General features: G+C 48.3%; 11 protein-coding genes. 6 read left to right on the top strand and 5 right to left on the bottom strand.

Annotation, left to right across the window (positions count from 1 at the left end; translation table 11 throughout):
- The first annotated feature begins 85 nt into the window (after nucleotides 1–85).
- Nucleotides 86–661 carry a sigma-70 family RNA polymerase sigma factor gene (locus tag NSQ38_RS30150; protein WP_339785894.1) on the top strand — a complete coding sequence of 192 codons (576 nt, stop codon included), beginning with the start codon at nucleotides 86–88 and terminating at the stop codon, nucleotides 659–661.
- Nucleotides 639–2,258 (top strand): hypothetical protein, encoded by a 1,620-nt coding sequence (locus tag NSQ38_RS30145; protein ID WP_339785892.1) that lies wholly within the window; start codon nucleotides 639–641, stop codon nucleotides 2,256–2,258. Before NSQ38_RS30150 ends, NSQ38_RS30145 begins: the two co-directional genes overlap by 23 nt.
- 228 nt (nucleotides 2,259–2,486) lie before the next feature.
- On the opposite strand, the gene NSQ38_RS30140 is transcribed toward NSQ38_RS30145, so the two are convergent.
- Nucleotides 2,487–3,548 (bottom strand): LacI family DNA-binding transcriptional regulator, encoded by a 1,062-nt coding sequence (locus tag NSQ38_RS30140; RefSeq protein WP_339785890.1) that lies wholly within the window; start codon nucleotides 3,546–3,548, stop codon nucleotides 2,487–2,489.
- Nucleotides 3,549–3,931: 383 nt separating this feature from the next.
- Between NSQ38_RS30140 and NSQ38_RS30135 the strand changes: the two genes are divergently transcribed.
- Complete coding sequence (locus NSQ38_RS30135) at nucleotides 3,932–5,251, top strand: glycoside hydrolase family 125 protein (RefSeq protein ID WP_339785888.1); 1,320 nt, start codon at nucleotides 3,932–3,934, stop codon at nucleotides 5,249–5,251.
- A 303-nt stretch (nucleotides 5,252–5,554) separates the two neighbouring features.
- On the opposite strand, the gene NSQ38_RS30130 is transcribed toward NSQ38_RS30135, so the two are convergent.
- Together NSQ38_RS30130 and NSQ38_RS30125 are read right to left on the bottom strand one after the other, a co-directional pair.
- Entirely contained in the window at nucleotides 5,555–6,610 is a 1,056-nt protein-coding gene (locus tag NSQ38_RS30130; protein WP_339785885.1) for a Gfo/Idh/MocA family oxidoreductase, read from the bottom strand.
- 48 nt (nucleotides 6,611–6,658) lie between these two features.
- Entirely contained in the window at nucleotides 6,659–7,546 is an 888-nt protein-coding gene (locus NSQ38_RS30125) for a sugar phosphate isomerase/epimerase (RefSeq protein WP_289391380.1), read from the bottom strand.
- A gap of 129 nt (nucleotides 7,547–7,675) precedes the next feature.
- Here NSQ38_RS30125 and NSQ38_RS30120 point away from each other — a divergent pair, with 129 nt between their 5' ends.
- Entirely contained in the window at nucleotides 7,676–8,572 is an 897-nt protein-coding gene (locus tag NSQ38_RS30120) for an AraC family transcriptional regulator (protein WP_339785883.1), read from the top strand.
- A gap of 282 nt (nucleotides 8,573–8,854) precedes the next feature.
- On the opposite strand, the gene NSQ38_RS30115 is transcribed toward NSQ38_RS30120, so the two are convergent.
- Nucleotides 8,855–9,538: a serine/threonine protein kinase gene (locus NSQ38_RS30115; protein ID WP_338591644.1), complete on the bottom strand. Its 684-nt coding sequence runs from the start codon at nucleotides 9,536–9,538 to the stop codon at nucleotides 8,855–8,857.
- Nucleotides 9,539–10,052: 514 nt separating this feature from the next.
- Between NSQ38_RS30115 and NSQ38_RS30110 the strand changes: the two genes are divergently transcribed.
- Entirely contained in the window at nucleotides 10,053–10,970 is a 918-nt protein-coding gene (locus NSQ38_RS30110; RefSeq protein ID WP_036606467.1) for a PD-(D/E)XK nuclease family protein, read from the top strand.
- Nucleotides 10,971–11,137: 167 nt separating this feature from the next.
- Here NSQ38_RS30110 and ald read toward each other — a convergent pair whose 3' ends face one another.
- Nucleotides 11,138–12,271 carry an alanine dehydrogenase gene (gene ald, locus NSQ38_RS30105; protein ID WP_339785880.1) on the bottom strand — a complete coding sequence of 378 codons (1,134 nt, stop codon included), beginning with the start codon at nucleotides 12,269–12,271 and terminating at the stop codon, nucleotides 11,138–11,140.
- Nucleotides 12,272–12,460: 189 nt separating this feature from the next.
- Between ald and NSQ38_RS30100 the strand changes: the two genes are divergently transcribed.
- On the top strand, nucleotides 12,461–14,131 hold the full coding sequence (locus NSQ38_RS30100) for a PucR family transcriptional regulator ligand-binding domain-containing protein (protein WP_339785878.1): 1,671 nt from the start codon (nucleotides 12,461–12,463) through the stop codon (nucleotides 14,129–14,131).
- The last annotated feature ends 9 nt before the right edge of the window (nucleotides 14,132–14,140 follow it).

Genomic DNA, 14,140 nt, shown 5'->3' with positions numbered 1-14,140 from the left:
TTTGGATAAAGTGAGAGGTTTCGGGAACGGCTACCGTCTATATAGTACAGAACCATGCATGGAAGCTGTAGAGAAGGGGGATTACATGACTCAACAGATACCGGAGGAGGAGCTGATTCAGCGCATTGTTGCAGGGGATAAGCAGTTATTCTCCGTGCTTGTGGATCGATATAAAAATAAAGTCTACGGCATCATGCGCGGAATGGGCGCGAGTCATCCGGATGCACAGGATCTCGCTCAGGATACGTTCATTCGCATCTATCGTTATCTCCCGTCGCGGCGGGAGGGAAGTCGTTTCTCGTCATGGGTGTACACCATTGCGGTGAATCGGATGCGGGATTTTATACGGGAAAAGAAACCCGTGATGTCTCCGGTCGATCAGGCGATCGAACCTGTCAGTAATGAAACACCGGAAAAACGTGTGCTGCATAAGGAGATGCAGCGTGAAATATATCGACAGCTCGAACAGTTACCTGAATCGTATCGCCTGGTGTTATTACTAAAGTACACAAACGAGTTGAGCTATGAAGAGATTGCAGATATTACAGGCATGAGTTCAACCAAAGTGCGTAACGCCCTTTATCGCGGGAAAAAAACGCTGAGGAAGCAAATGGAACGCAAAGGAGGTTTAGCTACGTATGAAGCCTATTTCAAGGGATGAGGATCGGTTGTGGGAAGAGCACCTGTACCGTGAGGAACCGGATGCAGATTTTACGCTGAAGGTCATGCAGAAGCTGGATGGGGTGTCCATGGAAAATGGAGAAGATGAGCATCCATTCGTGAAAAAATCCAAGAGAGCGCATTGGATGCGCCGGACGGCTATCGCTGCAGCGGCAGTTGTGATCTTTGCCGGAGGGGCCTGGTTGGCTTTTGACCGTACAGCAGAGCCGGCGCAACCCACGGTAAATGCTGTAGATCAGCGGCTTCCCGACATACCCGTACCAGAAGAGATAAGATCTGCTTATCTGACGGACGATTACAAACGTCTGAAACCACTTGATCTTGTAATTAACCCGAATATTCAAATTCTAGATCAGGGGTATACGCTCAAGATTAGCGATGTCCTAGTGGATCGTTCACAAATTATTATTATAACAGAACAAAGCGACCCTAAAGGCAGCGCGATACCGGCTGTTTATCTGGATGCGGGAAGAATTCATGTTACAGATGAAAAAGGGAACAGTGTTGCTTCCATGGCTGTAGATACGAGACTTAGCAGTGGGAAGTATCAAAGGTTTGTATTCCAACTGAATGATGATATTCCAGATCACGTATTTGTACGGGGGGAATTAAGTTATATAAAAATCCCTGATCATTATAATCTTGATACTGGAAAAATTACACCAAGTAATACAACGGTGGATTGGAGCTTCCAATTCAACTTCGATATGACCAAAGCCAAATTAATGGCTGTTGAAGCTCCCATGGACAACACCTATACCACTCCTGATGGCTTGAAATTGGATATGACACAGCTTGTACGTACGCCAAATGGGACCCGACTTGACATGAACATCAGTCTGGATGATCAACTTCGTGCCAAAGTAGGAGAAAATTGGGCGGACGATATGGATTTAATGTATCATATCGAAATTCCAGAAACGAATGAGTATCGAATTTTTAACGAGAACAGACCCAATGCCCGTCAAGCCAAATTTCGGTTCCGAGATATGAGTAAACTGAGTGAGAATAATGATGGTCAGATGAGGTTTTCTGAGACATGGGACCCTGCTTATGTTACGGTAGATGCGAAGAACATTCGCTTTGTTCTGGATGGATATACGATTCCGGTGTGGGAGGAGAAGTCCGTGGAAGTGGATTTGGAAAAGATGCGTAAGAATGCTGAATACTACACCTACGTACTACAGTTTGAACAGTTTGGAGATGAAGTTTTATTTTCCAAATACAATTATTGGCCAGTGCAGCAATCATTAAAGCTGCCTGAAAGAAACTTTGAAGGGACCTCTTCTCTTGTTTTGGAGGGATCAGGGACTTTCAAAAATGATATTAATGGAGATCAATGGGTGGCTATAGATCATAAAGGAAAGGAGTATCCCGTTGAAGTGATGGGAACTACGAATCAGCCTAACAAAAACGAAGAATACATCGTAAGTGATCTCAGGTTGATTATCCATGGTTATAAAAAAGAAAATGGAACGAAATTCACTTTGAAACGAACCGCAGTTAACCGAGAGTATCGCGATGTGAATTGGGAAGTGGATCTTCCGTCGTACAATAGCTTGCCTTGGCTGAAATAACCAGTAGTACAATTCTCAGACATGAAGTAAATGAAGCTTTGAATGGATGATATAAGGATTGATCAACTGATTTAAGTGTGGATGTATAGAGACATATAAGCGTATAAGCCTAATATACGAAAAGGCCCTGCATAATGGTATGCGGGGCCTTTTTCGTATGCACCAGATTTACCGGGAATGCGAGTACCTAACGAATCCATCTTCAAAAGAGCGGTTACCCTTTCCGAATTAGGCCGATTCCCTTGGAATCAACGTAGTCGATAACATAACCGTTTCTTTCGGTGTCCCCGGGCGTTCGATCCGGCGTTGCAAAGCCTCTACGGCTCGCTGTCCAAGTTCCTCTTTGCACAGGTTAACCGTGGTTAGGGGCGGGGAAGACGTAACTGCGGAATGTACATTGTCGATACCGATGACAAGGCAATCTTTAGGTGTGGAGATACCGATCTCCTGTAGTTTGTGCATCCATTGCAAGGCGATATCATCATTAACACCGATCCAGGCGTCAGGACGTTCGTTATCTGGCATGTTTTGAATTTTGGTGGCCAATTGGTTAACCCATTCCCCGTTCTCATACGGAATATTCCATTCTCTGAAGCTGGTCGTATGACTGGTGTCCACATGGAAATGGTTCAGGGCCAACTCAATCCCGATCTTCCGCTGCGCAAAGCTGGCAGCACGACCATCATCTGTGATGAGGCCAATCCGTCGGCAATTCATAGACATTAGATATCTAGCCACAGTGATGCCAGCTTCCAGATTATCATGGCTGATCGTATCACAATTCAGCAGGGGTTCCTGATGATCTACCAAAATAATAGGCCGACCCGTCTGAGAGAGTCGTTGCAGAACCGTATGCGGGAAAGCCCCCATGACAATAATCCCGGCACAACGTTCCCAGTCCAAGTGAGGAGCAATAGCTTTTTCGGGAGAGGTGTTCTCGTCCGTCACTCCGAGTGAGGGAGATACAATGGCATGATGCCAACCACGCTCATTACAGGCGGAGATCATGCCTGACAGAACACGTTGCCAGTAGTGAGGTTCACCGCGGTTGAGCTGATTCATGCATATGAGAGCAAACGGTGGATCGGAAGGATCCGCATGGTTTGCGGCAGCAGGACTGTTGGTAGCACCAGGAGTACTTTGGCGATATCCTAAAGCCCGAGCGAGTTCGAGTACCCGTGCGCGTGTCGCTTCACTGACACCCGTCTTGCCACTGAGTGCGCGGGAGACGGCATATTTGGATAATCCGAGCTGGTCAGCCAGCGTCTGAATGGATACTTTACGTGACATATCATTACTCCTTCATTTGACGATCATCTTCTGACACAGTACACTTACAAATAATAATGTTATTATAATTTATCATAACAAAAATAACAATAGTGTTAGGATCATATAGTCAATCTAAACCAATCTATATAAGTTGAACTAATCATTTACACGATAACGGAGAGGACAGAAAAAAATTGACAAAGCGAAGCTAAAAGCTTTCGGCAAGAAAGCTGCATCGGAAGCATAAACTTCGCCTTTATCACCGGATTTCCCCTTGAGAAAGGGGATCGAAAAAATCTGGGATAACAGCGATTGGAGAGTTGTTCTGTCATCGTAGTGCCAGTGTAAATAATCTTTTGTCAACTTATACATAAAACCTCAATTCAAAGGAGACGACATCCATGGAACAGTTCAGATTACCGAAAATCCCTATGCCGCAACTGGAATTACCGCAAGCTGTGCAGGATATTCTGACTGAGGCGGACGAGCGTTTGCAACATCGACCGAGGTTGCTGGCTCAGTTTCGCAATTGTTTTCCTAATACGTTGGAAACGACCACAAAGCTGCTCGATGATGGGACAACCTTTGTGATTACAGGAGATATTCCCGCCATGTGGTTAAGGGATTCCGTAGAGCAGGTCATGCACTATGTTCCACTTGCGAAGAATAATGAGAAGTTGCAGCGTATCATTGGAGGGCTGATCAAACGTCATACGTTCTACGCTGATAAGGATATCTATGCCAATGCATTCAATGAAACGGCGAATGGATGGCATTGGGATGCTAATGATGAGACGGAGATGTCACCTTGGGTGTGGGAACGGAAGTTTGAACTGGATTCCCTTTGTTTCTCCATGAAGCTGGCTTATACATATTGGCGGGAGACTGAACTTACGGATATATTCGACGAGCGCTTCAAGAAAGTGATGGAGAATATCGTACAACTATGGGAGACGGAGCAGCATCACGCAGAGCGTTCATCTTACCGGTTCATGCGGCGCAATTGTCCTGCCCATGATACGCTGCGTAATGAAGGATTGGGTATGCCTGTGAATTACACGGGGATGATCTGGTCCGGATTTCGTCCGAGTGATGATGCTTGTGATTTTCATTATAATATTCCGGCGAACATGTTTGCTGCGGTAACCTTGCGTCAGATGGGGGAGATCGCGAAGTGGGTGTTCAGGGATGAACAACTGGTAAGCCGGATGGCTCGTTTGGAAGAAGAAATACGACACGGTATCTCTCTGTACGGTACTTATCGTCATCCAGAGTATGGACAGATCTATGCCTATGAGACGGACGGTTACGGTAACTTTTGTCTAATGGATGATGCGGGCACACCTGGACTCATGTCTATACCGTATATGGAATATGCTTCGATTGAAGACAGGGTGTATCAGAACACACGTCGATTTATTCTGAGTAAGGAAAATCCGTTCTATTATGAAGGGCAGGTAGCCAAAGGTATTGGTAGCCCCCATACCCCTCCGGGATACATCTGGCATATGGCGCTATCCATGCAGGGTCTGACCGCAGACAATGACGAGGAAATGCTGGAGATGATTGAATTACTGGAGAACACAGATGCGGGTACCGGATATATGCATGAGGGTTTCCACGCCGATGATCCCAACACGTTCACCAGACCATGGTTTGCCTGGTCCAACAGCCTGTTCTCACAGTTGGTGTACAAGGCAATGAAAAAAGGAATTCTTTAAAATGATGAAAGTTCCAAAAAATTGCTCACTGATCGCGAAGCAGCCGTTCCGGTTACGAATCGTTCTTTTGATCGCTGTTATCCCCGGATTTCCTGATCGACTTGTGTAAAGTCGAAATCCGGGGATAAAGGCGAGCACTTCGTTTCTTCAGAATCGATTTCGTCCCCTACACTACTTCGAGTTTTTGTCAGAAACTTTTTTGTACCCTGTATAGGCAAGGGAAGTAGGTAAAAAAACAAGAAAGCCCAAACTGCTGAACTTTGCAGTTTGGGCTTTGTTTAATTGAAAAACACAGGCGCTTCGCTATGTGTTTTTCAGCAGGTCAGCGATGAACACTTTCTGTCCTGTGCGGGCGCTTTCCAAGGATGCGAGGACCATGGCCATGCTGAACTGGTTATCACTGCAATCGGTTTCAGGCAGTCGGCCGGATTCCAGTGCAGAGAACATGTCTTCTAGGCAGCCATGGTGTCCTGTTTTCTCCATGATTGGCAGTTCCGCTTCAATCCGCTCGCTTGGCTGGAAAAAGGATGGTTTGCCGTCAGCATCCAGGTTTTGCGCAACAACTACTTCAGCATAGATGTCATCATGACCATCCCAGATGGCGGTTCCCTTTTCACCGATTACACGCCAGCTTGCTTCCCATGATGTGGCTACACCTTCTGCGCACCAGGATCCGCGATAGTTGAATACGGACCCGTCAGACATCTCAAATATACATAACGCCATCGCATTGCCCTGATACCAGGAACCTGGAGGATTGAACTCATGGCAGTATACCGATATCGGGTTGGCTCCGAGAATATACCGTGCCTGATCAAATGTATGTATCGCCATATCGAGCAGCAGCGGACTATCCATCAGATCACGGAATCCGCCGAAGTGTGGCCCGAGGAAGAAGTCGGCTCCTGCGTAACCTACCTGCCCTATAGCCCCGCCGGAAATGAGGTGCTGGTAGGCGCGGATACGCGGATCGAAACGACGATTCTGCATGACGGCTTGAATGTGTCCTGTGCTGCGAGCGGTTTGCACAATGTCTGTGCATTCGGAGAAGGACTCTGCTAGTGGTTTCTCGCCAAATACATGACATCCTTCCTTCAAGGCTGTCATGGCAATGCCGTAATGACTCGCCGGAATCGTGACATCGAATACGATATTCGCGCCAGTCGCTTGAATGCCTTCACGGATATCGGTGAACGTAGGGCAGGTGAGGCCATGTCTCGTAGCAAAAGTAATGGCTGTCTGTTCATACAGATCGACCAGTCCGACGATTTCTGTATCCGGCCTTTGCAAGGCATAGTCCGCCCACGTGTTTGCCATAGCACCGCAGCCAGCGATAATTACCCGATAAGGATGAGTCATGTTCTCATCTCCTTCGTATGGATTGTGTTATACAGCTCGCATGGTTTCCTATACCGGATTGGGCACAAAATCGCCGCCGCGGCATTGTTTCAAATATCGCAATGCATGCACCTGTCCGGTCATTTCGAGTTCGTCTTTGTAGACGGGATCATGCCAGCCTTCAATATCAATCGTGCCCTGATAACCGTTCTGGCGCAGAATGGTGATGATGTCTGCCCAGTTGTTATCCCCGAAGCCCGGAGTGCGGTGCCAGACAAATTCACGTGGGCCATGCACGCCGTATTCCTTAACAATATCCCAGGCGATCGTGGCATCTTTGCCATGGACGTGGAAGACTTTATGAGCCCATTTGCGTAGCTGTGGAATAGGATCAATCAGGCTGGACATTTGATGGCAAGGCTCCCACTCCAAGCCGACATTTTCATCAGGAACAGCATCAAACATCATCTCCCAGGCCGTTGGGTTATGTGCGATGTTCCAGTCGCCTGTCTGCCAAGTGCCTCCCATATCACAGTTTTCAAAAGCAATCCGTACACCCCGGTCTGCTGCCCGGCGTGCCAGTTCACCAAATACTTCCTTGAACCGGGGGATGGACTCGTTAATGGGTTGATCGGTCAATCTTCCAGTGAACCCGGAGACGATATCTGCACCGAAGAGCTGTGCATTATCGATCACTCGCTCCCAACTTGCCAATGTATCGGCGTTGTCTCCGGCTCCTGTGAGCGGGTTACCAAATACACTCACCGCGGAGATGACAATACCTTGTTCGTCCACGATTTCACGGACACGTTTGGCTGTCTCTGCCAGGTCCAGGTCACCAGTTGTTTGCCAGAAGGTCAGGTTAAATGATTCGAAGCCGTGTTGCATGATCTGCGGGATAACGCGGACGGCGTCCTGCCCGCCTACAAGGGTACCGATGCGTAATGATTTATTCATGGTTGTATTTCACTCCAATATTGGCTTATAGTACTTCGTGACACACTCATTATAGCCGTGGATTAACGGGATGGCTCTAAACAATCTTGTGTAATAATAGTCGGATCTTGTGAAGAGGGGGAAGAAGTCGTGCTGGATCTGAAAGCGCTTCACGAAAATACCCGAATTGACCATAAATCACATCCATTTCAGCTGTTCCAAAATCGGTGTTCAGATATGAAAGCTGAAGAATGTATTCTGTATTTGCATTGGCATGAACATTTCGAACTGATTATCATGCGCAAGGGAAGTGCGCTTTTTCATATTGATAGCAAACCTTATGTGGTTCGAGCAGGTGAGGTCATTATCATTCCTGGAGGTACATTGCATGTTGGATATGCTCTGGATGACGGGGATGTGCATTATGATTCCGTTGTAGTGAACCGTGCACTGTTCCATGATTTCACTCATGATCCTGTGCATGAGCAATATGTCGCGCCGTATTTGGAAGGAAGAGTGAGATTCCCGGTCAAACCGGCAGAGGAAAACACAGCCTGCACAGGCTATTATTCTTTGCTGAATGAAGCTGTGGAGGAAATGGCGTCACAGCCCCCGGCTTATCAGCTCGTAGTGAAATCCAAGCTGCATGCCTTGTTCACCCTGCTTGCGCGAACCTTTATGCCGCAGCAGCTACCGGATAAATCGGTCGGATCGTATTTTCCCAACCGCGAACGTTTCAAACAGTTGATTGCACAGATTGAAGCGGACCCCACAGGTAAGATGTCTGTTACGGAAGCGGCGAGTCATGTGGGATTGAATGCGTATCACTTCTGCAAAATGTTCAAAAAGCTGACCGGACGTACTTTTGTGGAATACGTGAACGGTTGCAGGATGAGTGAGGCAGAGCAACTGCTGCAAGGCAGTAGCCTGACCATTACAGAGATCGCCGCCAGAGTTGGCTGCGACAATGCGAACTATTTTACGAAGTTATACAAACAATACAAGGGGATGACCCCCTCGCAGGGACGTGGAAGAAAAGAAGGTTGAGCACGACCAGTTTAGCAATAGTCTCGAATAAAATGTCTATAAAGATGAGTGTGACACTAAGTAACTCGCAGTCGCAATTGTGAGCAGAAGCAGAAGCAGAAGCAGAAGCAGAAGCAGAAGTAGAAGTAGAAGTAGAGCACACCGCAGTGATTACCGTAATAATAACCATACGCAAATACGCACATCTACAAAAAACCACCCGGATAAAGGCCTCTTCAAGGCTGTTATCCGGGTGGTTTTGATTCAATAATATCAAGACAATCCTCTATGTGTACAACGTGCTTATTTCATAAATCTGGAGAACAAACGATTGGCTTTCTTGGCGAGGTCGTCCATTTTGATGTTGGCATGATCGAACTGATTGTATCCCCATTTGATCGTTTGCAGCATGCGTGGAGATATGGGTGTTCCTTTGATGCGCGGATAGATGTTGTGATAAGCCCAGACCAGATGCTCCCAGCGATTGTCATTGCCGTCCTGAATATACTCGGATACGTCAATTACTTTCCCGCGTCCGTTCTGAAGAATTACATTTTTCAGATGAATGTCGCGAGGGTTCAACCCGCGGCTGCGAACGGCTTCTCGCGCTGCGTCCACATCGAGCATCACCTGCTCGGGGACAGGGATTCCTTTTTCCAAACATTCCAGCAAGGTATCCCCGGGTTCAAAACTGATCACGAGCACGTTCCGGCCACTGCCGTAATAGGTAGGAAAGTATGGCAGGCCTTTGAGCTGTTCGTACACCTGCTTTTCATTTTCGAGTTTGTCCAAGGCATGATCCGAGTACATCTTGAAGGCATACTGCGGCAAGCCGTCATACGTAAATACAGCCGCGTCTGTACCTGTGCCAATGCAATTTAAACCTTCTACATCGCCGATGATGTTCACCAGCTCATTCCGGTCGCTTCCGATGACTTGGATCTGTTGTAATGCTTCTTCCGCCTGGAACCAATCCGGTCGATTCATGGGTGGTGCCTCCTTTTAGGATATGCCTGTACAATTTTTTTTCATATAATCATTTTCTAACGAACCGAGTAAGTCTTATTTCACGTAAATCGGCAGCTTAGAAAATGTAACGAACCAGAGACACGCTATTGGCTCATTTGCTTGCAGTAATCACGTTCTACAACCGGAATAAGACTAATTAGCGTGTCTGGGGTTCGTTAGATTCCGTAAAACCTCATGATCCACGTGATAAGGTGTGTGAGATTCGTTAGCGCCGGGCCCGCACTGGCCCCGGGCTAGACCCGTACTAGCATCCAGGTCCCAGATTCGCTGCCCTCTATAGAGTATATTATGCGTTCTGCTCCGCAATTTCATCTTTTGGTGATGTTACTATATAAACGATACGGATCGAATCGGAAACGGTTGCGTCAGAAGAAAATAACGGAAGCGCGCTTGCGGCAAGGTTGCCCGGGCTTTATACTGTGAGCATCAAGGGATCTCATGCAGATCCGGCATACAGAAAGGCAGATTACTTATGGCACAATACCCGCAGTGGTCTTATTCGCAGTCGCGGGCGAGTATGTTCGATGAGTGCCTGCGCAAATATTATTATCATTATTACGGTGCCCATAACGGTTGGAAGACAGACTCTGCTGATGAGATGCAGGTTCGTCTGTACCGTCTGAAGCAGCTCAGCAATCTGTATCTTGTCTTCGGAGACCTCGCGCATCGGATGTGTGAGTCGGCGGTACGCAGCAGAGAAGAGGGCAAAGATAAACCGCGTGAACACTTTTTGGAACAGACCATACGCAAGCTGCTGAATCAGGCGTATGTGGAATCGATGGACGCGGATCAGTGGCGGCTGAACCCCAAGAATCGCACGATGCTGTCCGAGATTTATTACGGGGATGATACGTTGAATGACCGGATCGCCACGATTAAGGAGCGGGCTTCGGCCTGTGTCAGTAACCTGTACCAGACGCTTACGTGGGAGGACTTGTCCCGGGCAAGTACAGACATTCTGGAGATCGAGAAATGGGATACCATGATGCTGCACGATACACGCGTTTATGTGAAGATGGATTTATTATATCGTCGCAGTAACGGCAATATTGTCATTGTGGACTGGAAGACCGGCAAGGAAGATGACTTCTCCGATCAGTTAATGCTGTACGCATCCTATGTGAGAGAGCACTACCGGGTTCCGTTGGAACAGATTGAGCTGCGAGTGGAGTACCTGTTAACCGGAAAACACCGAGAGTTTACAGCCACAGAAGAGGATATCCGGAAGGTGGAGGAGAACGTGGGTCGTTACATCGAGGAGATGCGATCCTGTGTTGAGGATGAATACTATAACCGTCCAAAGGACGTCACCTACTTTACAGCGATGCCTTCCCACCGGTCCTGTCGGGATTGCAACTTCCGCGAAGTTTGCAGTGAGCGAGCAGTCTGAAGCGCCAAAACCGGAGCAACCTAAAGGCCTTATACCAACTAATGAGTTATTTCATATGTGAAAAAAAACAAGAAGCGCAAGCCGGGAACATCATCTGCCCGACTTGCGCTTCTATTACGTTCCACAGGCCTGGCGACAAGGCGCCGGGTGGAACGATCGTATCAAGATTACTGGACAGCGGCGGTATTCTCCAGCGCCTGACCCGCAGGAACATAGGCATGCCCGAGATCCCGGGCAACCGCCTCATACGTGATGTGTCCATTCAGCGCGTTGACCGCGCTGCGAATGGACGAACTGCCGCGAATCACGGCGGCTGCACCATGGTTGGCCAGCTGCAGCGCATAAGGCATGGTGGCGTTGGTTAGCGCCACCGTGGACGTACGCGGCACGGCGCCCGGCATGTTCGCCACCGCGTAATGCACGACGCCATGTTTCACATAGGTCGGTTCATCGTGGGTCGTGATATGATCAATGGTCTCAACGATCCCGCCCTGATCAATCGCGACATCCACAATGACCGAACCCGGTGCCATCGTCTTCACCACTTGCTCGCTGACAAGCGTTGGCGCCTTGGCGCCCGGAATCAGCACCGCACAGATCAACAGATCTGCCGCCGCAACAGCTGTTGCAATGTTGGACGGGCTGGATACCAGTGTGTGGATCTGATTGCCGAAGATATCATCCAACTGGCGCAGACGATTCAGATTCAGGTCAAGGATGGTCACATCGGCGCCAAGACCAATAGCAATTTTGGCTGCATTTGTCCCCACCGTTCCGCCACCGATAATGACCACTTTCCCCCGACTGACGCCGGGTACACCGGACAACAGAATGCCCTTGCCACCTTCCGTCTTCTCCAATAACTGTGCTCCGATCTGGGAGGCCATGCGGCCTGCAACTTCACTCATAGGTGTTAGCAGGGGTAGAGTACTGTTGACCTCCAGCGTCTCATACGCAATGGCCGTTACCCGACTTGCAATAAGTGCTTTTGCAAGCTCAGGTTCCGCTGCGAGGTGCAGGTAGGTGAACAGAATCAGTCCCGGACGAAAATATCCATATTCACTGGCAAGCGGTTCTTTCACCTTGATGATCATATCGGCCTCGGTCCACACTGACTTGGCATCCATCCGAATCTCGGCTCCCGCAGCTTGATATTCATGATCCGTGAATCCACTGCCGATCCCCGCGTCTTGTTCAATCAGTACCTGGTGACCGGCTCTGATGAAATCAGCAGCCCCGGCCGGAGTCATTGCTACACGATTCTCATTATTCTTGATTTCTTTGGGAATTCCGATTCTCATCACCATGCACCTCGTCCATTTATTGGTTGTTAGCTTATACTACAAGTTTATGACTTGGATAATCGTTTTGCACCTTACTTGATGTCTAATCTTTAGAAATTGAACTCAACATATTGTCGAAAAAGACTGTTCAGGACATTTGTCCATGGATTATAATGTAAGAAAAAATAACACGAAGAGGGATCGCCATTGCAAAATGACCGTGTGTTTACGATCAAAGATATCCTTGCACGTCCGGTATTTGGCCGAGCACGACTAGCGGCAGGGAAGGATGGAGTGAACCGTCAGGTTGGCTGGGTTCATGTGTTGGAGATTACCAATGTATCTCCATTCGTGAGCCCCCATGATCTTATTTTATCCACTGGACTGTGGCTTCAATCGGAAGAAGGACGCGAAGAGTATCTGCTTCAGCTCATTGGCAGTGAGGCAGCGGGGCTGTGTGTGGAGTTTGGTACCAGCATATACGGAATCCCGGAAGAACTGATTGAACTGGCGGACAGACACCAGTTTCCGCTGATCGTGTTTGAACAACCGGTCCGCTTTGTCGAGATCACACAGGATATTCACTCTCTGCTCATTAATCATCAGCATCAACTGCTGAAAAGTCTCGAAGCATACTCCCGTCAGCTTCAGCAACGAACATTACAGAGTACGGATATGTCTGCTGTGCTGAACCTGCTGCATGAGTACGCTGCCAAACCGGTGGTGTACATTTCGTCTATGGAGCCGGGCAGTTTTGTGCCCGAACTTGTTCCGGAGATGGAACAGGCCATCTATACCTGGTATGAGCAAGAGGTAGAACATCTGGATTTGAATGATTCAGATACCGAATTATGGTTCCACATGGACGAAGAGAAGGCTCTGTTGTGTCATCCGGTCGTCTGTTTTGGCCAGGTATTTTCGGCTGTAGGCATGATTGTGCATCCCGCAGCTCCAGTGGAATATCTCAAGCTGTTGCTCGATTATACGGCGAAGGCGGCGGCAGCGCTTACGCTTCGTTCCCAGTTTCTTGAAGAGAAGATGGTCCGCAATCAGAATGAACTGATCCAGGATCTGATGAATGGCAACATCCATCAGGAGGAACAGGCTCAGACCCGAATGGGGCTTCGTTTACTGGTGAAGGGACAGTATTGGTTTGCTGGAGGGGTTATAGAGATTGAGCATAGGTTGAAGGGTACAGGCCGGGAGCGAATGGAAGCGAATCATCAGGATGTTCTTGTCCTGCTGCGTTCCCTGCTCAAGAAGAACAATCTGCCTAGCCTGATTATGCTGAAGAACAATCAGGTATATCTGTGCTGTGCGAAGGAAGCGGTATCGGCTGCTGCACGTCATCAACTGCTGCGATTGCTGGAAGGGATTGCCCAGGACGTGAAACGGTTTGCCAGTCGTAACTTGAAGCAGGTTATGATTCATGTGGGATTTGGCAAGTTACGCAGCCGTTTGACCAGCCTGCCGGAGAGCCTTCAGGAGGCCTATCAGGTGATCGAAGTTTCGAGATCGGTAGATCCGATGGAACATGTTCACTTTTACGAACGTATGGGTATATATCAAATGTTAAAGGCGTTACCCCAATCCTTTCTGCAACCCTTTGTCCAGGATCACCTGGGTATGTTGATTGAACATGACCAAACGCATCACCTGCGATTGGTGGAGACGTTGGATGCTTACCTGCAGAACTTTGGTTCCAAGCGCGATGCGGCCGCCCAGTTATTTATTCATCGGCAAACGTTGTACAACAGACTGGAGAAGCTGGAAGAACTGATGGGTCCAGGTTACATGGATCAAGGGAGAAGAATCTGTCTGGAGATGGCGCTGCTCGCGCACGCGATGATCGAGAATGGACAGTGGCAATCCTCTTGATGAGGTGAA

This window comes from Paenibacillus sp. FSL R7-0313, assembly GCF_037969885.1.
GTDB lineage: Bacteria > Bacillota > Bacilli > Paenibacillales > Paenibacillaceae > Paenibacillus.
The sequence above is the reverse complement of the archived record's forward strand: the minus strand, read 5'-3'. Positions and strand labels throughout refer to the sequence as shown.